This window comes from Rossellomorea sp. ABR4_004, from assembly GCF_056159585.1.
On the sequence record NZ_JBSWVM010000006.1, the window covers coordinates 94,732 to 120,055 of the forward strand.

28 protein-coding genes are annotated in these 25,324 nt (G+C 41.3%); 8 read left to right on the forward strand and 20 right to left on the reverse strand.

The window, feature by feature from the left end; genetic code table 11:
- Positions 1-29 precede the first annotated feature (29 nt).
- The 3 genes from ACXAF2_RS21935 to ACXAF2_RS21945 all read right to left on the reverse strand — a co-directional run bounded on the left by ACXAF2_RS21935 (position 30) and on the right by ACXAF2_RS21945 (position 2,763).
- Positions 30-734: an EcsC family protein gene (locus ACXAF2_RS21935; RefSeq protein ID WP_475141824.1), complete on the reverse strand. Its 705-nt coding sequence runs from the start codon at positions 732-734 to the stop codon at positions 30-32.
- A 66-nt stretch (positions 735-800) separates the two neighbouring features.
- A complete protein-coding gene (locus tag ACXAF2_RS21940; RefSeq protein WP_475141825.1) occupies positions 801-2,030 on the reverse strand; it encodes an ABC transporter permease in 1,230 nt (409 codons plus the stop codon).
- Positions 2,020-2,763: an ABC transporter ATP-binding protein gene (locus ACXAF2_RS21945; protein WP_475141826.1), complete on the reverse strand. Its 744-nt coding sequence runs from the start codon at positions 2,761-2,763 to the stop codon at positions 2,020-2,022. Before ACXAF2_RS21945 ends, ACXAF2_RS21940 begins: the two co-directional genes overlap by 11 nt.
- Positions 2,764-3,472: 709 nt before the next feature.
- Here ACXAF2_RS21945 and ACXAF2_RS21950 point away from each other — a divergent pair.
- Both ACXAF2_RS21950 and ACXAF2_RS21955 read left to right on the forward strand, forming a co-directional pair.
- A complete protein-coding gene (locus ACXAF2_RS21950; protein WP_475141827.1) occupies positions 3,473-3,895 on the forward strand; it encodes an HIT family protein in 423 nt (140 codons plus the stop codon).
- A 164-nt stretch (positions 3,896-4,059) separates the two neighbouring features.
- Positions 4,060-4,596 (forward strand): tryptophan transporter, encoded by a 537-nt coding sequence (locus ACXAF2_RS21955; protein WP_475141828.1) that lies wholly within the window; start codon positions 4,060-4,062, stop codon positions 4,594-4,596.
- Positions 4,597-4,664: 68 nt separating this feature from the next.
- On the opposite strand, the gene yhzF is transcribed toward ACXAF2_RS21955, so the two are convergent.
- Positions 4,665-4,859 (reverse strand): membrane protein YhzF, encoded by a 195-nt coding sequence (gene yhzF, locus ACXAF2_RS21960; RefSeq protein WP_113971264.1) that lies wholly within the window; start codon positions 4,857-4,859, stop codon positions 4,665-4,667.
- Between the two features lie 163 nt (positions 4,860-5,022).
- On the opposite strand from yhzF, the gene ACXAF2_RS21965 reads away from it, so the two are divergent.
- Both ACXAF2_RS21965 and ACXAF2_RS21970 read left to right on the forward strand, forming a co-directional pair.
- Positions 5,023-5,394, forward strand: a complete 372-nt coding sequence (locus ACXAF2_RS21965) for a YtxH domain-containing protein (protein WP_187443325.1) — start codon at positions 5,023-5,025, stop codon at positions 5,392-5,394.
- Positions 5,395-5,771: 377 nt separating this feature from the next.
- Positions 5,772-6,347 (forward strand): HTH-type transcriptional regulator Hpr, encoded by a 576-nt coding sequence (locus tag ACXAF2_RS21970; RefSeq protein ID WP_113971262.1) that lies wholly within the window; start codon positions 5,772-5,774, stop codon positions 6,345-6,347.
- Position 6,348: 1 nt separating this feature from the next.
- Here the strand turns inward: ACXAF2_RS21970 and ACXAF2_RS21975 are convergent, their stop codons facing one another.
- Entirely contained in the window at positions 6,349-6,678 is a 330-nt protein-coding gene (locus ACXAF2_RS21975; protein WP_475141829.1) for a DUF1878 family protein, read from the reverse strand.
- A 194-nt stretch (positions 6,679-6,872) separates the two neighbouring features.
- On the opposite strand from ACXAF2_RS21975, the gene ACXAF2_RS21980 reads away from it, so the two are divergent.
- The gene (locus ACXAF2_RS21980; RefSeq protein ID WP_475141830.1) at positions 6,873-7,409 is read left to right on the forward strand and encodes a DUF3267 domain-containing protein; all 537 of its coding nucleotides are present in this window, start codon (positions 6,873-6,875) and stop codon (positions 7,407-7,409) included.
- 238 nt (positions 7,410-7,647) lie between these two features.
- The gene (locus tag ACXAF2_RS21985; protein WP_034763303.1) at positions 7,648-7,827 is read left to right on the forward strand and encodes a hypothetical protein; all 180 of its coding nucleotides are present in this window, start codon (positions 7,648-7,650) and stop codon (positions 7,825-7,827) included.
- 336 nt (positions 7,828-8,163) lie between these two features.
- On the opposite strand, the gene ACXAF2_RS21990 is transcribed toward ACXAF2_RS21985, so the two are convergent.
- The 3 genes from ACXAF2_RS21990 to ACXAF2_RS22000 all read right to left on the reverse strand — a co-directional run bounded on the left by ACXAF2_RS21990 (position 8,164) and on the right by ACXAF2_RS22000 (position 8,632).
- Positions 8,164-8,250 (reverse strand): YjcZ family sporulation protein, encoded by an 87-nt coding sequence (locus ACXAF2_RS21990; RefSeq protein ID WP_082051156.1) that lies wholly within the window; start codon positions 8,248-8,250, stop codon positions 8,164-8,166.
- Positions 8,251-8,376: 126 nt separating this feature from the next.
- Positions 8,377-8,460, reverse strand: a complete 84-nt coding sequence (locus ACXAF2_RS21995) for a YjcZ family sporulation protein (protein ID WP_032089274.1) — start codon at positions 8,458-8,460, stop codon at positions 8,377-8,379.
- Between the two features lie 85 nt (positions 8,461-8,545).
- Complete coding sequence (locus ACXAF2_RS22000) at positions 8,546-8,632, reverse strand: YjcZ family sporulation protein (RefSeq protein ID WP_044337791.1); 87 nt, start codon at positions 8,630-8,632, stop codon at positions 8,546-8,548.
- A gap of 187 nt (positions 8,633-8,819) precedes the next feature.
- Here ACXAF2_RS22000 and ACXAF2_RS22005 point away from each other — a divergent pair, with 187 nt between their 5' ends.
- On the forward strand, positions 8,820-9,776 hold the full coding sequence (locus tag ACXAF2_RS22005) for a peptidylprolyl isomerase (protein ID WP_475141831.1): 957 nt from the start codon (positions 8,820-8,822) through the stop codon (positions 9,774-9,776).
- Between the two features lie 51 nt (positions 9,777-9,827).
- Here the strand turns inward: ACXAF2_RS22005 and ACXAF2_RS22010 are convergent, their stop codons facing one another.
- The 7 genes from ACXAF2_RS22010 to ACXAF2_RS22040 all read right to left on the reverse strand — a co-directional run bounded on the left by ACXAF2_RS22010 (position 9,828) and on the right by ACXAF2_RS22040 (position 19,065).
- Entirely contained in the window at positions 9,828-10,007 is a 180-nt protein-coding gene (locus ACXAF2_RS22010; protein ID WP_113971257.1) for a sporulation YhaL family protein, read from the reverse strand.
- 131 nt (positions 10,008-10,138) lie between these two features.
- Positions 10,139-11,080: a 3'-5' exoribonuclease YhaM gene (gene yhaM / locus ACXAF2_RS22015; RefSeq protein ID WP_475141832.1), complete on the reverse strand. Its 942-nt coding sequence runs from the start codon at positions 11,078-11,080 to the stop codon at positions 10,139-10,141.
- Between the two features lie 174 nt (positions 11,081-11,254).
- Positions 11,255-12,460 (reverse strand): MFS transporter, encoded by a 1,206-nt coding sequence (locus tag ACXAF2_RS22020; RefSeq protein ID WP_475141833.1) that lies wholly within the window; start codon positions 12,458-12,460, stop codon positions 11,255-11,257.
- Between the two features lie 111 nt (positions 12,461-12,571).
- Positions 12,572-15,547, reverse strand: coding sequence for an AAA family ATPase (locus ACXAF2_RS22025; protein ID WP_475141834.1), 2,976 nt, complete (start codon positions 15,545-15,547; stop codon positions 12,572-12,574).
- Positions 15,548-15,564: 17 nt separating this feature from the next.
- Positions 15,565-16,773 (reverse strand): metallophosphoesterase family protein, encoded by a 1,209-nt coding sequence (locus ACXAF2_RS22030; protein WP_475141835.1) that lies wholly within the window; start codon positions 16,771-16,773, stop codon positions 15,565-15,567.
- A 149-nt stretch (positions 16,774-16,922) separates the two neighbouring features.
- The gene (locus ACXAF2_RS22035) at positions 16,923-18,173 is read right to left on the reverse strand and encodes an ABC transporter permease (protein ID WP_475141836.1); all 1,251 of its coding nucleotides are present in this window, start codon (positions 18,171-18,173) and stop codon (positions 16,923-16,925) included.
- Entirely contained in the window at positions 18,166-19,065 is a 900-nt protein-coding gene (locus ACXAF2_RS22040) for an ABC transporter ATP-binding protein (protein ID WP_475141837.1), read from the reverse strand. The genes ACXAF2_RS22035 and ACXAF2_RS22040 overlap by 8 nt, the downstream gene beginning before the upstream one ends.
- Positions 19,066-19,249: 184 nt before the next feature.
- Here ACXAF2_RS22040 and ACXAF2_RS22045 point away from each other — a divergent pair, with 184 nt between their 5' ends.
- Positions 19,250-19,435, forward strand: a complete 186-nt coding sequence (locus ACXAF2_RS22045; protein WP_475141839.1) for a YhzD family protein — start codon at positions 19,250-19,252, stop codon at positions 19,433-19,435.
- A gap of 111 nt (positions 19,436-19,546) precedes the next feature.
- On the opposite strand, the gene ACXAF2_RS22050 is transcribed toward ACXAF2_RS22045, so the two are convergent.
- The 5 genes from ACXAF2_RS22050 to ACXAF2_RS22070 form a co-directional block, all read right to left on the reverse strand.
- The gene (locus ACXAF2_RS22050; RefSeq protein WP_475141841.1) at positions 19,547-20,341 is read right to left on the reverse strand and encodes an enoyl-CoA hydratase; all 795 of its coding nucleotides are present in this window, start codon (positions 20,339-20,341) and stop codon (positions 19,547-19,549) included.
- Between the two features lie 119 nt (positions 20,342-20,460).
- On the reverse strand, positions 20,461-22,074 hold the full coding sequence (locus tag ACXAF2_RS22055) for a long-chain fatty acid--CoA ligase (RefSeq protein ID WP_475141842.1): 1,614 nt from the start codon (positions 22,072-22,074) through the stop codon (positions 20,461-20,463).
- 192 nt (positions 22,075-22,266) lie between these two features.
- Positions 22,267-23,763: a coproporphyrinogen III oxidase gene (locus ACXAF2_RS22060; RefSeq protein ID WP_475141844.1), complete on the reverse strand. Its 1,497-nt coding sequence runs from the start codon at positions 23,761-23,763 to the stop codon at positions 22,267-22,269.
- A gap of 135 nt (positions 23,764-23,898) precedes the next feature.
- Positions 23,899-24,771, reverse strand: coding sequence for an HAD-IIB family hydrolase (locus ACXAF2_RS22065; protein WP_475141845.1), 873 nt, complete (start codon positions 24,769-24,771; stop codon positions 23,899-23,901).
- A gap of 197 nt (positions 24,772-24,968) precedes the next feature.
- Positions 24,969-25,322 (reverse strand): YlbF/YmcA family competence regulator, encoded by a 354-nt coding sequence (locus ACXAF2_RS22070; protein ID WP_148968334.1) that lies wholly within the window; start codon positions 25,320-25,322, stop codon positions 24,969-24,971.
- Positions 25,323-25,324: the final 2 nt, after the last annotated feature.

Below are 25,324 nucleotides of genomic sequence, written 5' to 3' on the forward strand. Positions count from 1 at the left end.
TCGACGATAACGTCGAACTTTCCTCACTACTATTCTAAATCATGAAAGTACCGAATCCGATAAGCATATTTTGCCACTTCACCCAATTGATCAAGAAGTTGATAGTTTGCATAGGCTCCCACCACAGCCCCTACCCCGGGAATGAGTTGAAACAATTTCACGAGATCAATGTAATCCCGATACTCCTGCTGGAAAGTTCTCCAGTCCAATTCCTTCAATTTTTCTTTTTCCACATCCCAGTTTTCGATGACGTCGAGGACATGTTTTTTATGAGAATCACTGGAGAATGCAAGCTGAAAGACATAAAGCAGAAACAGGCGTTCCTCATATTGTTTTGTATCATAGCCATGAATGGCAGAGCATTCGCTCAGAAATTTCATTTTAATCGATAAAAGCAACGGAAAATCTGCCAGGCCTAGAAAGATTCCACCTGCACCAGTTCCAGCCCCTTCAATCGTAGCCGCTTTCCGGTAAAATTCCTTCCGTTCCTTCATCAGCGCTTCTCTTTCCTTCAGTGAAGACTTCACAGAGACCTGCTGAAGAGGTACCCATTCGCTTCCCTGTAACGTTACTTCCACCATCTTCTTGATGCTTTCCGTTACCACTTTATGTGCTTTCTCAGGGATCCATTGGTTCACTTTTGTTTGAGCTTGCTTAGAAACCCTTTGGAAGATGGAAGATTTTCTACTGAATTTACGTTTCCAGGAATCAAGTTCTTCTTTTTCATGGTTCACACTGAACCACCATCCTTTTTTATCAGTTTACTCATTCTATACGTTTCTTCCAGCCGGATCGTTTCACTAAAATAATGTATCTTCCATCTTCTTTAATCGCTGCACTAAGTAGAACTGACTAAATAGAATTGAAAATGCCAACCCGACCAGTAGCGTAATCAACCCTTCTATCCATGCACCCTTTAAAAATAGAGGCAGGGAAAACAAAACCGCCTGGATCATCATTGCCTGATTTATGATTTTTTGAAAAGAAGACTTCTTTAATGCCCTTGATACAGGATAGATGAGAACCCAGATTTTATAATCAAACCGTTTAAACAAAGGGATCAGCTGAAAAGCCGTTAAATAAAGAAACACTAATGCCGTCAATATACTGAAGATAAAAGAAGAATTCGAATAAATTAACAGCATACCGATCAAGGTTAACCGAATGTAAAGACCCGAATATTCGCTTGTTCTAACCAAAGACCGAAGATACAAATATCGATACGTCGATACTTGAGAGAAAGGCGTTCGCACAAGTCCATCAAGCCATTTTCTCCGGTGCACCTTCCCTTTCAGCTTAGGCACATCCGTGAACATATTGGCGATTCGATAAAAGATCAGCATCCGCTGCTGCTCCTGATTGATTAACAGATCCCATTTAAGATTTTTACCTTTTGTTGATCGAAAAAAGTACAACGCATACCCGAGCATAATGAAGGCAACGACGATGACCACCCAGAATTCAGCACCCGATAGCACTAAGAACACGAGAGAACCGCTTAAGATAAAGCGCAAAAAGCTGTCAGTCAAATGAGCTTCCCTTTCCTGAAAGCGCAGCATGAACCATCGTACATATAGATTCCATATCTTTAATGCCAATACAAAGCCAAGCAACGGAAAGAAGCTTCCAAAGCTGCTTCCGGATACCGCTACATACATTGGCATGAGTGCAGCCAGTACAAGCAGCTGAATGTATGATTGAAACATGAAGCTGATCCAGATGCATTTAGTGAAATAACTTGATAAACGTCCCTCTAACGGCAGAAGAAACACGGCGTCCGCTTCTCTTAGAAACGTATAGACGGGACTCCATGCCAATAATATGCCCATGATCACCGCCATGATGAGTGGTGCAGGGAAAGCTGGATCCAGGGTTTTCACCCACTGATTATATGTATATGCAGCTCCTCCCAATGCAAAAATCAGGACGAATAGTAAATGATCGTTAAACATGTATTTCAAATACTTTTGAAGCTCCTGATTATACTCTACAATTCGTTTCTTCCAAATGCTTTCCACCTTATTCATCATGGGATTCTTCCTTTGTCAGCTGGATATAAATATCATCTAACGTTGCACCCGCCATGGAGAATTCCTTCCGCAGCTCCTGAAGCGTTCCTTTTGCACGTATTTTCCCTTCATGAAGGATGATGAATGAGTCACAATATCTTTCTGCAGTTGCTAAAATATGCGTCGACATCAGTATTCCGGCACCGTTTTGCTTCATCTCCTGCATCCAGTCAAGCAGTGACTGAATTCCTAGTGGATCTAATCCAACAAACGGTTCGTCAATGATATAGAGACTGGGCTGAATGAGAAAAGCGCACATGATCATCACCTTTTGTTTCATCCCTTTTGAAAAGTGTGCAGGAAACCAGCTCATCTTCTTCTCCATACGAAAGGCCTTCAACAGTTTATCAATTCTTCCTTTATACTCAGACTCTGATAAGCCGTAAGCCATGGCCGTCAGTTTTAAATGCTCTTCAAGGGTAAGCTCATCATAAAGAATCGGTGTTTCCGGTATGTATGAAAACTGCTTTCGATACTGATCGGCATCACTCTTCAAGGTATGACCATTTATGGCCACTTCTCCTTGCTTGGGTTCCATGAGACCGATTATATGCTTGATAGTCGTACTTTTCCCTGCCCCGTTCAGGCCGATTAATCCGACAATTTCATTTGAATGTATGGAAAATGAAATATCCTTTAATACCGGTTTTCGGGTATATCCGCCAACCAGGTGTTTGATTTCTAATAATGACACGAGCAGCAACGTCCTTTCTCTTCTACATGGTTTTCTCTATTTTATCAAAATTTCATGGTAAAGGCATTGTTAATCCAATTTCTCATTCCACATTTTAACATTCATAACCATACTCGATTTGCACATCATAATATTTGAAGGGGCCAGCAATAAGAAAAAGGGGATGGTTGTTAAAGACCAGCTAACCGATTTCACTATTGTTTGCGACTGTAAGGATTGTCGTCTTCTATAGTGAATGACACACTCACCATATTCATTTGTTCAAAAAATTGATAAATGAGGTGTTTGTTAAAGCACACTTTGACTGAATCAACTTACTTTATTAGCTTATTAAGCTTAGGAGATAAGGGGATGGTCACATTGCACAAAGTCATTCATGTTTCTAATGGTTTACACATATCATCCTTATAGCAAATGAGGTGTTTGTCCAAGACGGCTAACAGTTTCTATTGTCTAAATTGCTTAAATAGCGAAAAGATAAGGGGATGGTCGCATTGAACAATTTTCATTCTAACTTAAGAATGTATCACTACAGAAGCTACTAGCGAATGAGGTGTTTATCAAAGAGAATGAAGCCTGACATATAAACCTTTATAGTATTACCCCTTCAAGAAGAGAGGCAGGAAAATCGTTCCTGTCTCTTCTTCATTTATTTTCTCTTTCATGATAAAATACATAAAAATGCCATTACTGAAAGGTGGAGTAAACATTGAGTGACTGTATTTTTTGTAAGATTATCGACGGTGAAATCCCTGCTATGAAAGTGTATGAGGATGAGCATGTCCTTGCTTTCCTTGATATTAGCCAAGTGACGAAAGGCCATACATTACTTATTCCAAAAGTACATAAAGAAAACATCTATGAGCTGACTCCTGATATTGCAAGCCACCTCTTCTCCGTTGCTCCTAAGATTGCTGACAGTATCAAGGCCGAGTTTAACCCTGTTGGAATGAACTTGTTAAACAACGCGGGTGAAGAAGCAGGACAATCTGTCTTCCATTTCCACATGCACTTCATCCCCCGCTATGGCCATGGAGATGGCTTCGGAGCCGTATGGAAGACACACAATGACGACTACACTCAAGAAGACCTGAAAGGAATAGCTGAATCCATTGCACAGCATCTTTCCTAATAATTGAGCCTAATCCCGGAAATTAAAGGGATCAGGATTTTTTCAGAATAATTAATCTTTGACAACAATACTCGATATGTTATAATGTACCTATCTTTTCGCTAATGGCAACAGTGCACATTAGGAGAAGCAAATAGTCTAGTTTAGTTGAGGAGAGATGAGAAATGAATACAAAAACACTTGTATCCCTGTCATTATTAGTAGGGATCGGAGCCGTCCTGCACACAGTGATCCCGGGAATTTTCTTAGGAATGAAGCCGGACATGATGCTGACGATGATGTTTCTGGGCATTATATTATTTCCAGCCAAGAAAAACGTATTACTTTTAGGTTTATTAACTGGAGTCATTTCAGGTCTGACAACACAGTTCCCTGGAGGATTCTTACCTAACCTGATTGATAAACCGATCACGGCATTCATTTTTTACGGTCTTTTCCTGGCTACTAAAAACATCACTCGTTCACTTGTAGGATCTTCTGTTCTAACAGCACTTGGTACACTTGTATCAGGAAGTATATTCTTACTCTCTGCATATGTGATTGTCGGTCTGCCTGGCGCTTTCTTCGCTCTTTTTGCAGCAGTCGTACTTCCAGCTACACTGGTTAACGCCGGGGCAATGTTTGTGGTGTATCCAATCATTAATGGGATATTAAAACGTTCAACCATTCGAGAAGCTGTCACATCTGAACAGCTATCCTAATTTAATCATAGTAAAGCCCTCCATTCATTGTGTGTTTCGCCACATGAACGGAGGGCTTTTTCTATATCTTACTTGACTGCAACCCATAAGAGTACTCCAATCAAAAAGGTGATTACCCCACCAGACCCCATTATGGCAGCACGCTTTTTCAATATATTCTTAGGAGGATACATACCTGGCCTTTGAATGGAAATGAAATTATACACCATACTTAGAAATAATACTGCACAGAGAGCAAAGAAACCAAAGATTATCCCGTCCATTGATTAGAACCCCTCCTTTACTCCACCTCTTACCTTTATTTTTATGCTGCAAATATGAAAGTTATGAATTGACTTGTTTTAATCTGTTTTAAAAGGGAAAAGGAGAATACATGTTGATTGTAGAAATAGAGTATTATAGAAATAGAAGAACGAGGTGATCATAGTGAACAAGAAATCTCTTGCTTATGGGCTTTTAATCGGTGGAGTGGTCGGAGGAGTGGCATCCCTTCTCACGTCTCCTTCATCAGGGAAAGAAATCCGGGCACAAATCAAAGACAAGAAAGATGACTGGACTGGAGTAATCGACGAGATGAAAGTGAATATTGGCGAATTGAAAGAATCCATCGGCACCCTGTCTCAGGAAGGAAAAGAAACAGTCATGCAGCTTTCTAAAGACCTTCAAGCATCATTCAAACAATGGCAGGCTTCGACAGAGCCAAATAACCGTCGACTTCAGGAAGAAATCCAATCCATCCAACGAACCATTGAAGACCTGGAAAAATCGATTAACTCAGCAAATACACCTAATCAATAACCAGATCCCCGCAGCTCTCTTTCACCAATGGTGATGAAGGCTGTGGGGCTTTTTTGTTGGAATAGGGATTATATCGATACTGTAGAAACATGTTTTCAAAAAAAAATATAATCCCCCTTCTTTTCTTTCAATATAATGATTTCTCCCACAAATCCCGTCATTACAGTATCCATCCACCCATCAACCTCTGATTTCCACAGTATGTCCCAATCAAAAATTGTATACTTCGAAAAATTTTGTCAATTTAACCTTTATTAATTATTACTTTATTGGCATAATAAAATATAAGCGCTTTCTTTTTTGTGATAGTTGTTTTAGTAAGTCATTTTGGTACTACTTAGTTTTAAAAAGATTTTCTAGCAAAGTGGGTGAATGAGATGAAGGAAAGAGAATTTACTTTGAAAGAGGCTATGCTCTTCAGTCAAAGGATGGCTCAGCTTAGTAAAGCTCTGTGGAAGGCCATAGAAAAGGACTGGCAGCAATGGATCAAGCCATACGACTTAAATATCAACGAACATCATATTCTCTGGATTGCGTATCATTTAAAGGGTGCTTCTATTTCAGACGTAGCCAAGTTTGGTGTTATGCACGTGTCAACTGCATTTAACTTCTCCAAGAAATTAGAAGAACGGGAATTACTTCAGTTTTCTAAACGGGAGAACGATAAACGGAACACCTATATTCAATTGACGGCTAAAGGGGAAAATATACTTCTTGAGCTAATGAAGAACTATAAGCCTGAGAGTCACTCAATCTTCCAGGGAGTTTCCCCATTACGGGAATTATATGGAAAATTCCCTGAAATGATTGAAATGATGACCGTCGTGCGAAATATATATGGAAATGATTTTATGGAGATATTTGAAAAATCGTTTCATAACATTGAGAATGATTTTTCTGATGATAACGGAAAACTTGGTGAATTATTTCAAGATGAAGAAGAACTGGCTTGATCTACAAGCTCTTCTTTAACTGTTTCATCAAAGCTGGATAAATGTCTTGAGCTAAACAGCTATCAACCACTGCATGAACTTTCAGCTTTGAATGAAGCTGTTCTTCAAATTCTTTGAAAAGCGGAGTATTGTACACGAATCCTTCCGCTTTTTGCTTTTGGAGTTTCATGCTCAACCTATCACAAGTGATAAAGAACTCCTTCACTTCCCTCTCCGACAAACCCTTACGAATGATCATTCGATGAAAAGGATAACCATTTTCGGGGATCATCTCCGCCATTAACCGTTGATAATACTCGAGTTTCTCTATACGTTTCACTAAATCATTCATCATAATCACCCTTCAATCATTGCAAAAAATTCTCATACTCTCATTGTACAAAACTATAACATACCTTTCCCAAAAAGTTCTTCTAAAAAATATGAAAAAATCAGCCTGAAATGTATTGATTTTTTCCGGCAATCGTAATAAAGTATGTTAGGCACTTAACTAAGATTTATTCGTCTAATGGAGGCGATTTTTTTATGCATTGCTGGAAAACAATCAATCTGGAAAAACAATTCGGATTTTACCGAGTCTTTTTACTTTCATCCATCATCATGATGATGGTATTCTCATTAATATACGTACCGATCAACTTACTATTTCCAAGTGCGTTCTATGATAACCACTTCCTTGTTTTCTTCATAGGAATATTGAGTATCTATCCGTTGCATAAATTTTTTCACATTGTACCGATACTTCCTTTTGTGAAAAAAATGAAGTGCAAATGTAATCGGAAACTATTTCTTTTACCGATCGTTTCTTTGCGAGTGGATCAACCTATCTCAAAATACCGTTACATGATTGCCTTGGTGGCACCATTCTTTGTACTGAACGGGATTTTGCTATACGGATGCATCCACTTCCCACATTACTCTCATTACTTTACAATGCTTCTTGCATTTCATTCAGGTATCTGTGCAATTGACTTTATATATGCAAAGCAACTGATGGACTCACCAAAAAATGCATTAATCGAAGAGAATGATGATGGATACGAAATATTGATTTATCAGTGAGGATGATGGATGGCCATTGAAACATACACTCGATGGAAGAAATCATCCTTCTGCTTTTTTCAGGTATTTTCACGAAGTTTCTTCATTTAATGATCAAAAATTCCTGCTTGCACTTGGATGAAATGTAGAAAAGAATGCAAAAAGCCTTATTTGCATGACTATTGCAATGCTCACGCTACCAATTAGAGAAATTATTTGGTAATGTATAGCTTAAAGGAGATAACGGGGAGGGGTTTGGATGATCTCCATGTTTTTAGTGTTTGCTGTTTTCATCTTATTCTATATAAATAAAATGACAAACGCATTATGTTTACAAAAAGAAATACCTGAAGAACGCCAACCAAAGGTGTTTAGAACCATCAACATCCTAATCACCATACTACTGGTCTCTTCTTATATAGAAATATTGTTTACATAGAAAAGCGGAGGCGGCTCGTTCAGAGGCGACAAGCATAAGTAAAACCTACCGGAAAGGCGCTCTTTGCCTTTTTGGTAGGTTTTACTTATGACCTCGAGCCTCTAGCCGCTGGAGCTGGACAATCAGAAAAGCGGAAGGGCTTTGCTCAGAGGCGACAAGCATAAGACGAATCTGCCGGAAAGGCGGTTTTTTGCCTTTTTGGCAGATTTGACTTATGACCTCGAGCCTCTAAGCCCTGGAGCTGGACAATCAGAAAAGCGGAGGCGGCTCTTTCAGAGGCGACAAGCAAAAAGCAGACCCGGAAAAATCCGGATCTGCTTTTTTTATATACTCAAACTAGCAAACGTATGCTGCACCAATGATGATTAACAAAATGAATAGAACAACGATTAACGCAAATCCTCCGCCGTAAGCACCTGACATCTGCGCTTCCTCCTTTCATGTATGAAAAAGCCACCTAAATATGAATAAAGCAAAAGGGGCCGCCTTTCTTAAGGTATTGCCCCCTCTACAGTCTTTATCCGATAACTTTAAACCCTGAGGCTAAAATTATAGCCATGCTGCACCCACAATGATTAACAGGATGAACAGTACTACGATTAACGCGAAACCTCCGCCGTATGCATTACCCATAACTTTCCACCTCCTTTGAAGCGCTAATTTATCTTATTCAAGTTAGCTGCCATTTGTTTTAGGCTAATGTCATAAATTTAGTTTTTTAGCAAATATATGCGGCACCAACGATGATTAATAAGATGAACAGCACTACGATTAACGCGAATCCGGAATTGTATCCACAGCTCATATTTATTACCTCCTTTTCTCTCTTCGCTCTTATCATATGAAAGTACCTAGGAAATGGGTGTGTAAAATGCCCATTTTTCTGAAGATTAATATGGAAAATATTTTTTTTCATGGAAAAAGTGTGTTATAGTATGTTTTGTAGAAATTTGACAAGCCATCAAACGAATATATTGTAGGAGTTGGTCACCATGAAAAAATGGATCATTTCAGTATCATTGGCTGCGGGAGTCGTTGGACTTGCAGGATGCAGCGGAGACGGTGCTGAAGGAAACAGTGACGTTGTTGCAACAACAAAAGCTGGAGACGTAACAAAAGATGAACTTTACAAATCAATGAAGCAAAAATTCACTCCACAAATGGAACAAGCTCTTCAAGAATTGGTTTACACGAAAGTACTTGAAGAAAAGTATGACGTGTCGAAAGAGGAAGTTGACGAAAAGCTGAATGAAGCCAAAGATCAATTGGGACCTCAATTCGAAATGTTCTTACAACAATATAATCTTGATGAAAAATCGTTTAAAGAATACTTAAAGCTTCAATTACTTCAAGAAAAAGCTGCGATCTCTGACGTGAAAGTCACTGAAGAAGAAGTAAAGGAATACTACGAGACATGGAAGCCTGACATTCAAGTTCGTCACATTCTTGTAGATGATGAAAAAACAGCTAAAGAAGTGAAACAAAAATTAGCTGATGGTGGAAAGTTTGAAGAACTTGCAAAAGAATATTCAAAAGATCCTGGTTCTGCTGAAAATGGCGGAAGCTTAGGCTGGGTAGACAATGCAGGTCGTCAAAACTTCGTACCGGAATTCTCTAAAGCTCTGGACACTTTAGATAAAGGAAAAGTGAGTGAGCCTATCAAAACAGAATATGGCTACCACATCATTGAAGTGACAGATAAAAAAGAAAAGAAATCCTTTGACGAAATGAAAAAGGAAATTGAAAAAGAACTGAAGCTTTCAAAAGTGGATCCTCAAAAAATCCAGGAAGCGATGAAAGCAGAAATTGAAAAAGCTGACTTAAATATTAAAGATGAAGATCTAAAAAAAGCATTTGATCAAGTGCTGAACCCTCCTGCTGCACCAGAAGGCGGAGAAACTCCTGCTGTGCCTGAAGGAGAAGAAACTCCAGCACCTACCGAAGAGTAGACCAAAAAGGACTGACGGATTCATTCCGTCAGTCCTTTTTATTCTCTATGTTCAAGACGTTAGTTGACGTCTCCGCTCCTTCTCCTCTTCCATTCGATGAATGTATACTTCTCCCTCTTTCTCTATCCACTCATCTTCCATATTCTTTTCTTCCTTAGCTGATTTAATCGTCATAAAGGCACTCCCGAATATCCCTGCTACAACCAAGTACATCCAAATAGGTAGTGTCATTTGCTTCATCTCCTTATAGGTTTGTCCTCTTTATTCACACTATATGTAGGGAAGAGATAAAACATTACTAGATTTACCCTTTTATTCTACTAAAAAGACCCCGTTCCATTACCCGGGGTCTAAGAGGTTTCCTATTTATGAAAAGTCGGTTTATAGAATGAACGATTATCAAGGGCAAATACTCTTTCTGTATACTCCCCAGGTTTCACCCGTTCCAATGCACGATCCAGCATATTCATCTTAGCATCCACATTATCGATATAATGCAGGATTTCAGCTTCACGAATGAGCGGCGGTTTAGGACTTCCCCATTCCGCTTTTCCGTGATGACTCAATACGAGATGTTGAAGGATCATCACTTCTTCCCCTTCAATTCCAAGCTCATCTGCAGCTTTTCCAATCTCATTCACCATGATCGAAATATGACCGATCAGATTCCCTTCAATCGTATACGTAGTTGATGTTGGACCTGAAAGCTCAATGACTTTGCCTAAATCATGAAGGATGACCCCAGCGAACAATAGATCTGAATCCAGGGATGGGTAGAGTCCTGCAATGGCTTTCGAGAGGTCAAGCATCGAAACAACATGATACGCAAGGCCTGACACAAATTCATGATGGTTCTTGGTAGCAGCCGGATATTCCAGAAAAGGCTTCTGATATTTTTTAATCAAGTGTCTTGTGATGCGTTGAATATTTGGATTTCTCATTTCAAAAATATACTGAGTGATCTTACTCGTCATTTCATCAATGCTCACCGGCGCCGTTTCCAGGAAGTCCGAAATGGCATAACCATCTGCCGGGGAAGCCGGACGAATTTGCTTGATCTTGAGCTGACTTTTACCACGATAACTATGTATGTCTCCAACAACCTGCACGATTGTCTCAGGTTGATATGCCTTCTCATCCTGCTCAGAAGCATCCCAAAGCTTAGCTTCCATATTTCCACTCTTATCTTGCAGTATCAGCGTTAAAAACGGCTTCCCTGTATTTGTCGTACCTTTGGTCATTTGTTTAATCAAAAGGGGTAATTCGATTGTTTCTCCAACGTTAAATTGTGTAATCCCAGACATCTCTTCTCCTCCGTCCAACTATATTAGTGGTTTCAGTATACCATATTTCGATAGAGTACAGGGGTGGAAAGGGTTGGAGTGATATAGGGGCCTAACAAAAATCAATATCCAAAGGTCCGTCCCTCTCTCTTCTCACAACAAAAAACCGCCCCCTACCGGAGACGATTCTGATGCCTAATTCACCAATGCTCTTTTTTGTTTCTTGCTAATCCAAACTTTCGTCGCTACCAGTCCTACAAGCATAATGAATGCTCCGAAGAAGTAGGGAATATGTATATTCCACTCAAACAGTGTCCCGGCAAGCAATGGTCCAGCAACGTTACCAAGACTGAGAAACGAGTTATTCAGCCCCATGACCGTCCCTTGACGTTCTCCTGCAAGTTTTGAAATGAGGGAATTCAACGATGGGCGTAGCATCGAGTTTCCGACAAAGAAAACGGCGGTTGTGATCAAGACCCCTACAAAGTTGGTGGCAAATGTCATGATGACAAATCCCAGTGCACTGAGGAGCAAAGAGCCGGTTACTACTTTTTCCTCACCGAAGATCTTCGTCGCCCTTCCCACTCCCACTCCTTGAACAACGGTACCGATGATACCAATGATCAAAATGATGATCCCGACTTCCTGTGGACCATACCCATATCGTTCTAGCGCATAGTAGCTGAAGATCGATTGGAAATTCGCCAATCCAAAGCTCATGATGAATACGAGTACCAACAGAAATCCGACCGGACTCATCACCGCATTCTTCATGACCACAAAGCGGTTCTCACGTTTCTCATTTGGATCAAATGTTCTTTTTTCCTTTGGATAGGATTCCGGTAATATGATGACCGAGACGATAGCTGCAATGGAGGCGGCGATCCCGGCAAAGATAAATGGATAGGAGAGGTTGATTTCTGCAAGCCATCCCCCGATTCCAGGGCCGATGACGATTCCAAGACCCATGGCAGCACCAAGTATCCCCATCCCTTGACCCCGACTGTCCTCATCCGTTACATCCGATACATATGCCATTGCAGTAGGCATTAATGCCGAGCCGAAAATGCCTGCTAAGATCCTGGACAGAAATAGCATCCATAACCCTACAGCGAAGGCGAAAATGAATTCAGCTATGGCAAAGCCAACCAAGCCGATGGTGATTAATGGCTTCCTGCCTATCCGATCGGATAACCTTCCCCAAATAGGAGCAAATAAAAACTGCATAAAAGCAAATACAGCCACCAACGCTCCAAGCGTTTGAGCATTGGCGTTGAATTTTTCTACATAAAAAGGAAGAATGGGGATGACCAGCCCGATTCCAACCATGACGATAAATAAGTTAAAGCTTAGTAGTGCCAGTGGTCCCCGATTACGTTTGGACCTTATTGTTTTTGCCATACGATGTGTTCCTTCTTTCTGACTCTCATTTCATTCCCGTGCACGTGCAAACAAACTCCTTGTAGTATTGTAACGAATCTGAGAAATGATTGCCAATTAATTCTGTAAGATTCATGCATTGCGCATGGATTCCTTTTCCACTCGCTTTAATACGATTATTTCACCCTCGGTAAACTCATTTCTTATATGAGGATGACAGGTAAAGAACAGAGTCTGATGGTTCACAGCCATTTTCCTCAACAGCTTTAGAAATGCGTTTGTTCTTTCCATGTCAAAGTTGACTGCCCCATCATCGATCAGTATCGGCAATGGGTACTTGTCCCTGAAAGATTGAATGAGGGCAAAGCGAATTGAGATGTATAACTGTTCTTTCGTTCCTTGACTGAGTTCTACTGCATGGAATACCGTACCGTCCTTCCGCTGTACCCTGATCATTTCGTCATCTCGTATGAAAATCCGCAGATAGTGCCCTTCCGTCAACTCTCTAAAGTTCTCTTCTGCAAGCTCCATCACTTTAGGCATCTTAGATTTCTGATAAAGATCCATCGTTTTCCTTAAGGCCACTTGTGCTAACGTATATTTGGACCAGTCATACGCAAGTTCTTGAAGCTCAGCCTTTTTGCTTTGAAACTCCTGCAGAATTGTGGAGTAGCTCTTCCCTTCCTCCAGCACTTTTATTTCATATGAAATGGAAGCGAGCTCTTTTTGACGAGCAGAGAGCTCCGTTGAAAGCTCTTCAATTCGTTTCGATACCCTTATTAATTCCTTTCTGCTATCTTCCTGAGAATCAAACCGAAGAAACGTGGTGAGTGTTCGTTCGGTCAGCCTCGTTTTCATTCCATTATATTGAACCGATAGGTCGATTCTCTCTTCGGCGTGTAGTGCCTTTTCACGAAATTCTGTTTCTTCCATGCACCCTGCAGATTGAAGAAGGATTCCAATCTCTTCACGGACCTTTCCACCTTCAATTCTGAGTTTCTCTATCTCAAAAGAAAGAGGCTCGATCTCCGTTTGGATGCTATTGATCATGAGGTTTTTCTTTTCAATGTCCTGCATGATCCCCTTCAGTTTAATCACAGCCTCATCCACTGTGGTAAACGGGAGAGAGTGGCGGTGGAACCATTCCTGACAATGATCCCTGTACTCATTCAATTTTTGGACCACATAGTCTTGCTCCTCTTTAAGATGGATATAAGACTCATAATTCGAAACGATTTCTTTTATCTTGACAAACGCATCACGCAGCCACTTCCAGTGAAAATCAGAAGGTAGACAGAGCTCTGATTTTAGACCGGATAATCTTTGTTCTCCTGAAACAATTTCTTTCTCAACTTCCTTCTGCTTTTCATAGACCTTCTGAAGTTTTACCTGTTGCTCTTCTAATGAAAGAATCCGCTGCTTCCACTCGTTCCTCAACTCCACTTGCTGCTTTAAGCTTTGCTCAGTCCTATCCAGAGAGTGAAATTCCATGTGACCTTCCGGCTGAAACTCTTTTGCTCTTGCTTTAGTTTGTTGAAGGGTGCTGGTTTCTTCTCGCAGATTTCCTCTCACCTGCACTCCAGATACACCCACTATAATGAGAAGGAGCAAGCTGATCCCGACAAAAAGCCCATGACCAATCACCATTGCCCATGTCCCAATTCCCAATAAAAGAAGGAGTGCTGCACCTATTAAGAGGAGCTGCCGGGAGAAGGAGGACTTTTTTCTGCTGAAACGTTGTTCTGCCTCTTTCACTTGCAGGTTCATCCAATGTGCCTGGTCCCGTGAAGCTTGCCGGGAAGATTCCATTTTCACCGTTCTTTGCAATTCTTGATACTCATCTTCTTCCATCAGCCGATCCTCTAAGCTATCACACTTCCTTTCGATGTTGTGAAGTTCTTCTTCTTCCTCTTGGAATTGTTTCTGAAAGCTTCCCCGCTCATGAAGGAGCTTTGATTGATGGTCCAGTGCATTTTGAATACGGTCAGACATCATTAAGCTTGTATCCAGGGCCGGGATGTCCTCCATCTCGATCGTTAATCCCAATTCACGGATCGTATCGTTGATCTTACTACGCACCGTTTTTAGTTCTCTGCTCCGTTCATTGCTTTCTTCTTTCCATTTCAGATAAAAAGACTGTTGAGACAATATCTTTTCTATAAAAGGAAGGTCTTCAACAAGGGAAGGATCAATCTCTTCTGAATCTAATTTGTTGTACAGATTTTCTTGTTTCGTCACCAAGGTTTCAAGATATGCCGATACTTGTCTTTCTTCCGTTTTGAGTTCATTTAAACGCTCTAACCCTTTTGCAGGAAACTCAATTGTTTCCAATTGGGAAAGCCGCTCCTCCACTCTTTTGAAGTTAGTGAGTGTATACCAGTTTTCATTAACTGAAATCAGGTCCTCTTTCTTTTCAGCAAGAGACCTCATTTCTTTCTCCATGGATGAAATCCGGGTTTCTAACGAGTTTTTCTTTGATATGAGAGGACGGTATTGATTATTTTTTTCTTTTCCTTCCTTTACTTGTTTTTCAAGGTGCTTTAATTGTGTCAGCACTGTGTTGACCATCGGCTTTCTTCCCGATTTCTTAAACAGCTGCTCCCTTTCTTTCTGCCAATTCTGTTCCATCTGTAACAGGAGGTCCGTCCCTGTAGAGCCTGCAGAGAATAGGTATCGATTCAGTTCTTCTTTTTTGAGGCGCTGAATGTTTTGCAGTCCTTCGAGGTTGAATGAGAATATGTTTTGATAAGTTGTCCTGTCCATATTTCCGAGCAGTTGTTGAAGGGTTTCTTCGCCTTCGGTTCTTCCGTCCTCGAAATGAACGGTGACGTCACCGGTTGCCTTCCCTTTAACCCTCTCGATACTGAGGATTCCTTGTCCTTCCATCCTACAAAGGATTCTCCCGCCATACTCTGTAGTAGACTTCGGTTCATACCTGAGCAGGGATTGCTGCTTCGTCGGAAACCCGAACAAAATGCTATGAATGAACGACATAATCGTTGATTTTCCAGCTTCATTTTCCCCATAAAATAGTTGAAGGTCACTGATCGTATAGTGCTTGTTTTCTATTTTTCCGTATCCATATATATGAAGTTCGAGAAGTTTCACCCCATTCACCTCCACGTTCAGCCTTTATTTTGTAACAAGCGCTCTGTTTCTTCTATTAAAGATTTCTTCTCTTCTTCTTCTAAGGGATCCAGAAAGCGGTATATAGATGGGTGCTCATACAATTCTGCCAGGGCATCCTTCCAGTCTTCTTCACCCATGCTCTCCAGTGTCTCCATTACTTCCTGCCTGAACGGATCCTGTTCTATTCCCCGACTCGCTTGGGTATGATTCCATCGTATTGAATGAATCCACTTCAAACCCTGCTGACTCTCGTATTCTGATTGCAATGCTTCCAGTAGGTCACCATTTTCGATTTTGCCAGCCATGTCTTGAGGGAGTGATTCATCATCCGTCAAGATAACCTCAATCAACACATCCCCCTTTTCAAGAAATTCCAGAGCTTGCTGGATACGCTGAAAAATTTCCCCAAAGCGCTGAACACCTTGAAGGGATACGCTGCATGTCCTCCACATCAAGTCGTGAGTCGGGATAAATGTTAATTCTGTATGGTGATGATCAAGCACCACTTCATAGCATCCTTTTTCACCTGTTTCTTTCCGATGTCTTCCCTGGATGTTACCAGGATATACGATGTAAGGCTCTTCATTCAGTATCTGCCGTTCATGTATATGTCCCAAAGCCCAATAGTGATAATTCTTCTCCAATAGTTCCCTTATCGAAAAAGGTGCGTACGGTTCGTGTGAAGAATGTACACTTCCTTCACTTCCATGGAGAATGCCTATCGTATAGAGGTTATCGGAACGTTTGGGATAATCAGCAACCCTTCTTTCCAGGATATGTCTTGTACCATAGCTGAACCCGACTAAATCTACAGTTGTCCCATTCTTTACAGTAAGCTGTTTCACTTCTGTTTCTTCGTTGAAGATATGTATGTTATCCGGCATATCGAGCTCTAATCGATAGCTTCCAAGATGATCATGATTCCCGTGAACAACGTAAACAGGAATGTTGTTTGAATGTAACCGTTTGAATTGCTTCAATAATTTCGCCTGCGCACGAATGCTGCGATCTTCTTCGTCGAACAGATCCCCACTGATGATCATGAAGTCAATTTGCCTATCAATCGCCACCCTTACCACTTTTTCAAAAGAGGCAAAGGTACTATTATGTATTCGTTCGAACACTTCTTTCGGTAAATGTTTTAGCCCGATAAATGGACTATCCAGATGTAAATCTGCTACATGAAAAAAACGAATCTTCCCCATGAAGTTCACTCCCCACACTACGAATATACGTTCTTATATTCTTTCATTATATCCTAAAACCGGCGATAATTTCAGTATATATTCAACATTTTACCCGTTTCATAGAGAAAGGCTGCCCCGGACGACGGAGACAGCCTGTTCTTACAGAATCATTTTTTCGATGTTATATCAATTGCTTTTTTAATATCTTTATATGAATTAGATTTACCATATAGGAGCACTCCACCCCGATACACTCTTGCTCCAAATATTCCAAGAACAATAATCGTCGCAAGGAGGACAACAATTCCTATGACTGGTTCATACACTGGAAGATTCAACATCCCCACACGAAGGAACATAACCATCGGTGTAAAAAACGGGACGTAAGAAGTAATCGTCACAAAACTGGATTCCGGATTCCCAAGACCGAACATAGAGATGAAAAATCCAATCATGATCAAGAAGGTCATCGGCATGATCATCTGCTGTACATCTTCGATTCTACTGACAAGAGATCCTAGTAATGCAGCCAGGGTAGCATACAGGAAATACCCTAATAAAAAGAAGATTACCGCATAGATAATGACACCTACCGATAAAGATTCAAATCCGAATCCTTCAAAGAAATCACCTACCAGTTCATCTTTCTTTTGAATCATTGTAAAATAGCCCACTGCCAGGATTACAGCTAACTGTGTTAATCCTACAAGGCCAATTCCAATGATCTTGGCAAACATTTGTTTAACCGGAGACACACTGGATATTAGGATTTCCATTACCCTCGAGCTTTTTTCTGTGGCGACTTCCATGGCCGTCATGTTGGCGTATGCAATGACAGAGAAATAAATAAAGAATAATAGAACATATACTATACCCCTCGCCTGACTCAATTCTTCCTCAGACTTGGCTCCTTCAATAAGGGCTTCCTTTTCAAATGCAACAGGACCGCTTAACAGTGCCAATTCATCACCTGAAAGCTCTAATTTACTTGCAGCCATTGAAGACTTCACATTTTGCAGGGCGACTTGTAATTCTCCGCTCACATTGGAATCTGATAATGAATTAGATTTATACACAGCTTGTGGAAGACCTTCAGGGCTTTCACTCAAAATGAGTAGTCCTTTTAATTCTTCAGATTCTATATTCTTTTCGATTTCTTCCATCGATTGAGTGGCAGGTTGCAGCTCGATCTCGCTATTCATGATCTTCAGCTGCTGCATAAGCGGATCATACAGGTTGCCCGTTTCGTCCTGAACCGCTATATTACTCGTGTCATCATCACTGAAGTTCGAAATGATACTGTCAAAATTGGCCAGTAATACAAGAGCAGCGGCAATGATGACGGTGGAAATGATAAAAGATTTTGCCTTAAGCTTTGAAAAATAGGCGTGACTAAGGATCAAGAAGAAATTATTCATAAGAAGTTCCCACCTTTTCTATGAAGATATCGTTCAGGGAAGGTTCTTCTAATTCGAACTTACGAAGGAATCCCTTTTGAACAACGTCATGAAATACACTTTGGGCATCAGCCTCAGACTCGACCTGAAGAAGAACTCCTTCGGTTGTTTCTTTCAGTTTCGCCACGCCTTTCATATCCTTTAGATATAGAAGATCAAAATCTGAGTGGATGACCACATTCTTCTTTCCAAAGGAACGCTTGATTTCCTTCAAGCCACCATGCACTACGGGACGCCCTTTATGCATGATGCACAGGCTTTCACAGAGCTCCTCCACGTGCTCCATACGGTGACTGGAGAACACGATGGTGGTTCCATTTTTCTTGATTTCCCGGACCGCATCCTTTAACAGTTCAACATTAACCGGATCCAGGCCGCTGAACGGTTCGTCGAGAATCAGTAAACTCGGCTTATGGATAACCGATGCAATAAACTGAATTTTCTGCTGATTTCCTTTTGAAAGTTCTTCTACTTTCTTGTTTACATTTTGGGGAACATTGAATCGTTCCAGCCAGTAATCCAGTTCTTTCAGGATGGTCTTTTTCTCCATACCACGAAGACGCGCCAGATAGACGATCTGATCGTTCACCTTCATTTTCGGATATAATCCTCTTTCTTCAGGCAGATATCCAATTTCCGGACTTGTGGAATAATCGATCTTCTTCCCTTTCCACGTAATCTGCCCTTCCGATGCATCCAACAACCCTAACACCATTCGAAATGTCGTCGTCTTCCCGGCCCCATTCGCGCCAAGAAACCCAAACATTTCCCCCGGTGGGATATTCAGTGACAGCTGATCAACTGCTGTAAATTGTCCAAACCTTTTGGTTACCTGTTGTATACTCAAACTCATTTCTGCATTCCCCTCCCATACCTTTAAACAAACATCTATTTTCTCTCTAGTACTCTACGATTTTATACAAAAAAGGTTTCATTTCCCACCTTTTTTATTTATCAAACTATTGGGACTTTCCAAAAAAATGATAATATGAAAAAATAAAAGAGTACATGAATATTAAACAAAGGGGTATATCACAATGAAAGTTTACAAATTAACGGTTTTTGAAAAAGACGGAAAAAAGATTCTGGATGAATCATTCGAAGCTTCATCCGACAGCGACGCAAAGAAAATGGGTGAATCCATGTTAGAACAAAAGGGGTATTCCGAGCATACGCATCGCTGTACTTCTCCACTTGGGAAACTATTGCTGTTTCATGTGTAAGGCTTACATCCTGCATTGCGGGTCACTTCGAGTGGCTTGTAATGCTTTTTTTATCGGATGAATATATAACGAAAAAAAGAACCAACCCTTCAGGCTAGTTCTCTTCAACTATTATTCTCCCTTGAATTCAGGTCGTCTTTTCTCCACAAATGCACGAATGCCTTCCTGGTGATCCGAGGTTTGACGCATGAGCCATTGCCCTTCTTTTTCCAGATCAAGGGCGCGTTGAAGCCTTTCTTTGTTTAATGCGACATATACTTCTTTCGTTTTCAGCATCGCTTTCGTCGGTGCACTTAATACTTGTTTCGTATAGCGTTCAATGCCTTCATCCAATTTCCCGGATGGAATCGCTTCGTCAACGAGTCCCTTCATAAGGGCCTCTTGCCCTTCCAATACTTTACCGTTCCAAATCAAACGTTTGGCTTTATGAGTTCCCAGGCGCTCCTGCAGAAGGAAATGACTTCCTCCATCCGGAATCAGTGCGATGCCGATAAAGTTCATGGCGAGCTTGCTGTCTTCTTCACACAGAATATAGTCAGAGCAAAGCGCCAGACTGAAACCAAGGCCTGCAGCAGCACCATGTATACCTGTTAAAACAATTTTTGGCATAGTATACAGAGTCATCACCAGTTCACTGATGGTATCCATAATACTTGAGAACTGTTCTTCACCGCTTAAGGAAAGCATCGATTTAATATCTCCTCCGGAAGAAAACCCCTTTCCTTCTCCTGTCAGGACCAATAAAGAAATTGATGGGTCATTTTTCACTTCTTTTAACGCAGCCAGGAGCTCTCCCATAAGACCTGCATCCAACGCATTCAGTGATTGAGGCCGGTTCAACTGAAGCCTTGCCACCTTACCTTCTTTATGTAATTTTACTGTTTCGTATTGATTTGACACTGTCAAAAAAATCCCTCCCCTTTCTTCTAGCATAGCGTAATATCCTATTTTTAGGAATTATTATTTTGAATAGTAAAATAATTCGAGAAAGAGAGGTCGAGTTCGGACCGACCTCTCATACGACTTTATATTTGTTTCATTTTATCCTGCACTTGATCTCTCAAGGCTCTCTTCAAAAATTTCCCAACAGACGTTTTGGGAATCTCATCAAGGAACAGGATTTCATCCGGCAGCCACCATTTGGCAAACTGTGGTTTCAGAAAATCCATGATTTCTTCTTTGGACACATTTCCTTTTCCCGAGTCTTTTAACACCACACAAGCGATCGGGCGTTCCTGCCATTCTTCATGGGGAACTGCAACTACCGCGGCTTCGAAGATATGTTCATGTGCCATGAGAGCATTCTCAATGTCTACAGAAGAAATCCATTCTCCACCTGATTTGATCAAGTCCTTTGTGCGGTCAACGATTTTAATGTAGCCCTCTTCATCGATGGTGACGACATCACCTGTATACAGCCAGCCATCACGGAATGCTTCCTGAGTTCTTTCATCTTCATAGTATTCAGAAGCAATCCAGGGACCTCTCAGGGCAAGCTCTCCCATTTCCTTTCCATCCCAAGCCACTTCTCCGTCTTTCCCGACGATTTTCATGTCTAATCCAGGGACGAGGATCCCTTGCTTTGCTTTTAATTCAAGCTTTTCTTCAGCAGAAAGATCATCATGATAGCTTTTCGATGCAGCAATCACTGCCAGCGGACTTGTTTCCGTCATCCCATATGCATGCATGAACGGAATACCGAATTTCTCTTCAAAGGTCCTGATCATTCCTTTAGGAGCCGCAGAACCCCCACATAGAACGGAACGAAGGCTGGAGAGATCATATTCATTTTTCTCTAATTCATTGAGCAAACCAAGCCAAATGGTCGGGACTCCTGCAGAGATGGTTACCTTCTCATCCTGCATTAACTGTGCCAGCAATCCTGGAGTAAAATATGGTCCGGGCAGAACCTGCTTTGTCCCGAACCATACAGAGGCGAACGGAAGTCCCCATGCGTTTACATGGAACATCGGTACGACCGGCAGGGCAACGTCTCTTTCACAGACACCAGTGGTATCAGCAAGCCCCAGCGCCATGGCATGCAGGACGATTCCACGATGAGAATATATGACACCTTTAGGATTTCCGGTTGTGGCTGACGTGTAACACATCCCTGCAGGAGAATTTTCATCAATGTCTGTCCGGAATTGGAAAGAAGGGTCGCCTTCCTCAAGCATACTCTCATAATGATAAACCGGTTCCAAAGTGGTTTCCGGCAAGTCACCATCGGTCATTACAATGAAGGCTTTGACCGTAGGTATCTGGTCTTTGATCTTTTCGATGAGCGGTACAATGTCTGAATCGATGAGCAATACCTGGTCCTTGGCATGATTGATGATATACACGATGTGCTGAGGTGATAAGCGAATATTGATCGTATGTAGGACGGCCCCGCTACAAGGAATCGCAAAATAGGATTCAAGATGTCGATGATGGTTCCAGGCAAGGGTTCCAACCTTATCCCCTTCTTCAACTCCAAGTTCTGATAGGCTGCTTGCAAGTCTTCGGGTTCTTTCTCCCCACTGCTTATACGTGAAGCGGCTTATTCCGGACTCAGTGCGTGAAACAATTTCTTTGTTAGGAAAATATTTTTCGGCTCTTTCTATCATTTGTGTCAGAAGCAGAGGTGTTTGCATCATATTCGATCTCTCCCCTCAATTTTAGTAAGCGTTTACAATAATACTGTTTGTTTTCTATGTCTAACTACTAATTCGACCTTTTCATAAGTAATCCTTTAAGTATTATTGAAAAATTCCGTTAATTATATATGTAACACAACAAGCCCATAGGTATAAATAAGAAGCTGCCCAGAATGCTGAACAGCTTCTTTTTTATGAAAATAAGTCATTTAATATCTTAATTTTCTTATCGGTATATTCTTTGAATCCCAGGTTGTAGGCGTTTGGCTCTTTCGGATTGGCAAAATGCATGATCTTTCCTGTCTTTGGATCGATGAATTTACTCGCAGCGCCGCAGCCGATGCCAATGATGGTTTGGACCTCTTCCATGATCATGATGTTATAAAGGCTGTCCTGTCCCGGGAGAGCATAGCCGACATTTTCGAGGTTACCCAGAATGTTCTTCTGACGATATAAGTAATAGGGATCATAACCGTGTGCCTTTGTCCACTCTTCAGCAAGGTCCATCATCTTCTCGATTTCCACCCGGTCTGCCACTTTATACTTGTCTTTATTCTTGGTCATTTCAGACGCCCGCTTGAAGGACAGTGTGTGGACGGTCAACGATTCCGGCATGAGCTTTTCGGTTTCATCCAAAGAATGCTGAAGTTCTGGAAGCTCTTCACCTGGAAGTCCGATAATAAGGTCCATGTTGATGTTGTTCATTCCCATATTGCGGGATAAATGAAATTTATCGATGGTCTCTTCCACGGTGTGATGACGGCCGATTGCTTTTAATGTTTCTTGTGTATACGACTGAGGGTTGATGGAAATGCGGTCGATATTCCATTTCTTTAGTACCTCCAGTTTATCCGGGGAAATTGTATCCGGTCTCCCTGCTTCTACCGTCACTTCCCTTACCGCATCCACATTGGGGAATGATCGATACATTTCTTCATACAGTGCATCCATTTCTTCTGCCGTGATGGACGTAGGGGTCCCTCCACCATAGTAAATCGTCGTAATCTTGACGTTATTTTCTTTAAGCCAGCGTCCCATTTCCTGGATTTCATAGTGAAGCCCTGCCAGGAAGGAATCGACCCGCCCTTGTTTACCGAGAATAGCGTATGCAGGAAAAGTACAATACGCACATTTGGTAGGACAAAACGGGATTCCGATATAGATGCTCACTTCATGCTGGAGATCATAAAGATCCGGTACAACCGAAAGCTGCCGGTCCACGATGTTTTGCATCAGCTGAATCTTTTCATCGGTAATAAGGTATTCCTCTTTCAATTTCGCATGAATCTCCTCCTGGGGGAGGCCCAGCTGAGTCTGCCTATGCAAAAGCTTGGTAGGACGGATCCCTGTTAAGATCCCCCACTTTTGCCTGATTCCCGTCAGATCTTGAAGAACATTCAGATACACATGAGATACTGCAGTTTTCAGCTGTTTGAAGCGCTCTTTTTCATTTTCATATGAAGTCCAGTCTCGTTCATAGGTCGCAGTGTATATTTCATCTGAAGAAGGCTTTATCAACATAGCTTTTGCTTCTATCTTTTCTTCAAGTGTAAGTTCTATTTTGACTTGAAGATCCATGTCATCACAAGTGCCAAAGTGAATCACGGATTCTTCAAAAAATAAATTCGCAATCAATCGCAGGGGGCGCTCAAAACGCTCATCCTCGATTCCTTTTATCAAAACATTCACTTTCTAATCACCTTTCACCAAATCTAATAAGCTTTTATAAGTGTACAGAATGGGGTGGGAATGGTCAATGGCAGGGAGGCCAACTGAAATAAATAGAACACCTCGCTTTCCAATAGAAAAGCGAGGTGTATCGGTTTATGATTTAATGATGTTCATTTTTTTCAGGAATGGAATCGGGTGCTGCTTACGGAATAGCTCTGTCACAAAGTATGGGATGCCTTTTTCGCTTTGGCTCCGTGTAATCCAGTTAGCTGCATCTCTCACCTGTCTGGGTGCGTCTCCCATAGCTACCCCAAGACCACAGCATTCCAAGGAGTCGATGTCATCCAGCCCCGACCCAACCATCACGATTTGATCCTTTTTCACTCCAAGACGTTCAGACAGATACATTAATCCTCGAAGCTTCGATACGCCCCTTGGCACTATATCCAGTTTATAATCAGATGTCGGGATGGCATCCACTTCTTCATACATGCCTTTTAGAGAAGCGACAACGTCCCACACATCTTCACGATGCTCCATGACAACCGATATCTTTGGAACCGACATTGGATTTTCCAATAGATGATCGCTCACACGATCCACAAACTGCTTACTATAAAGTAATTTCGACTCTCTTTGCCAAGAGACTTTTGCCATCTCCCTTGCCTGGGAATTGGCTTTGCCAATGATTGACCTCTTTTCATGGGATAGAGTTACTTGGCTTGAGAAACCTTCAAGGAATTGAGCAATTTCATACGTAATATCCTCGGCAATCTTTTTTACATACATCGGTTTTTCAAGTTCACCAGCGATGTAGGACCCACTATGTGTGACGAGCGGGGTTTTCAGTTTAAGGGCCTTGGCTACTTTCTTAGCTGAAGCAAAGCTCCTGCTTGTTACCAATGTGACCGTTACACCTTTATCTTGAACGTACTCAATTGCATCCTTCGTTTCCTTCGCAATTTTTCCGTTATCATTTACAATCGTTCCATCAATATTTAACGCCAGCATTCTATAGATCATCATCGGTGTCCCCCCTATATGTTGTCTACTCCCTTTCTTTACTTTTATGAAGGAGGGGAGACAAATATGACAAGGGGTGGGAGCAATTCACAAATTATAGCGAGTGGCAGGTAGAACTTATCAATTTTCTGTTCCACAGCTATATCCACAAAAAAAAGGACCAACCCCCGTGCCGGAAGTCAGTCCTTTTCGTACCCATATTATTTCTGCATTGAACCGTAAAGTTCTTCAAGCGGCTTCATGATGACTTTGTTCAAGTCATTGATGACCATGCTCATGCGTTGCTCAGCTTCCATAAGCTTTGCAATTACTTCGTGTTGTTGAACAAGTTGAGCTGTTTTTTGAGCTTGCTCTACTTCTTCTTGAGAGATTTCTTCACCGCTCATTTGTTTTTGTTGAAGATTCATTTGAATGTTTCTGAAGTTTTCAAACATCTTGTTAGCAGATTCGTCATTGTTTACTTCGTCATACATCTTCTTCAGTTGTAGAAATTCATCGCTTTGACGTAAAGCACTTTCCAATTCGTTCGCTTGATCGTATAAGTTAATAGCCAAAA

What these genes read in the sequence shown, in the direction of transcription:
- ACXAF2_RS21940 (WP_475141825.1), bottom strand. Translation starts at nt 2,030, where the DNA reads ATGATGAATAAGGTGGAAAGCATTTGGAAGAAACGAATTGTAGAGTAT.
- ACXAF2_RS21995 (WP_032089274.1), bottom strand. Translation starts at nt 8,460, where the DNA reads ATGGGTAATGCATACGGCGGAGGTTTCGCGTTAATCGTAGTACTGTTC.
- ACXAF2_RS21975 (WP_475141829.1), bottom strand. Translation starts at nt 6,678, where the DNA reads ATGAATGATTTAGTGAAACGTATAGAGAAACTCGAGTATTATCAACGG.
- ACXAF2_RS22055 (WP_475141842.1), bottom strand. Translation starts at nt 22,074, where the DNA reads ATGATGCAAACACCTCTGCTTCTGACACAAATGATAGAAAGAGCCGAA.
- ACXAF2_RS21985 (WP_034763303.1), top strand. Translation starts at nt 7,648, where the DNA reads ATGATCTCCATGTTTTTAGTGTTTGCTGTTTTCATCTTATTCTATATA.
- ACXAF2_RS22035 (WP_475141836.1), bottom strand. Translation starts at nt 18,173, where the DNA reads ATGAATAATTTCTTCTTGATCCTTAGTCACGCCTATTTTTCAAAGCTT.
- ACXAF2_RS21980 (WP_475141830.1), top strand. Translation starts at nt 6,873, where the DNA reads ATGCATTGCTGGAAAACAATCAATCTGGAAAAACAATTCGGATTTTAC.
- ACXAF2_RS21990 (WP_082051156.1), bottom strand. Translation starts at nt 8,250, where the DNA reads ATGTCAGGTGCTTACGGCGGAGGATTTGCGTTAATCGTTGTTCTATTC.
- ACXAF2_RS22020 (WP_475141833.1), bottom strand. Translation starts at nt 12,460, where the DNA reads ATGGCAAAAACAATAAGGTCCAAACGTAATCGGGGACCACTGGCACTA.
- ACXAF2_RS22010 (WP_113971257.1), bottom strand. Translation starts at nt 10,007, where the DNA reads ATGACACTACCTATTTGGATGTACTTGGTTGTAGCAGGGATATTCGGG.
- ACXAF2_RS22030 (WP_475141835.1), bottom strand. Translation starts at nt 16,773, where the DNA reads ATGGGGAAGATTCGTTTTTTTCATGTAGCAGATTTACATCTGGATAGT.
- ACXAF2_RS22045 (WP_475141839.1), top strand. Translation starts at nt 19,250, where the DNA reads ATGAAAGTTTACAAATTAACGGTTTTTGAAAAAGACGGAAAAAAGATT.
- ACXAF2_RS22005 (WP_475141831.1), top strand. Translation starts at nt 8,820, where the DNA reads ATGAAAAAATGGATCATTTCAGTATCATTGGCTGCGGGAGTCGTTGGA.
- yhaM (WP_475141832.1), bottom strand. Translation starts at nt 11,080, where the DNA reads ATGTCTGGGATTACACAATTTAACGTTGGAGAAACAATCGAATTACCC.
- ACXAF2_RS22065 (WP_475141845.1), bottom strand. Translation starts at nt 24,771, where the DNA reads ATGATGATCTATAGAATGCTGGCGTTAAATATTGATGGAACGATTGTA.
- ACXAF2_RS22000 (WP_044337791.1), bottom strand. Translation starts at nt 8,632, where the DNA reads ATGAGCTGTGGATACAATTCCGGATTCGCGTTAATCGTAGTGCTGTTC.
- ACXAF2_RS21955 (WP_475141828.1), top strand. Translation starts at nt 4,060, where the DNA reads ATGAATACAAAAACACTTGTATCCCTGTCATTATTAGTAGGGATCGGA.
- ACXAF2_RS21970 (WP_113971262.1), top strand. Translation starts at nt 5,772, where the DNA reads ATGAAGGAAAGAGAATTTACTTTGAAAGAGGCTATGCTCTTCAGTCAA.
- ACXAF2_RS22040 (WP_475141837.1), bottom strand. Translation starts at nt 19,065, where the DNA reads ATGAGTTTGAGTATACAACAGGTAACCAAAAGGTTTGGACAATTTACA.
- yhzF (WP_113971264.1), bottom strand. Translation starts at nt 4,859, where the DNA reads ATGGACGGGATAATCTTTGGTTTCTTTGCTCTCTGTGCAGTATTATTT.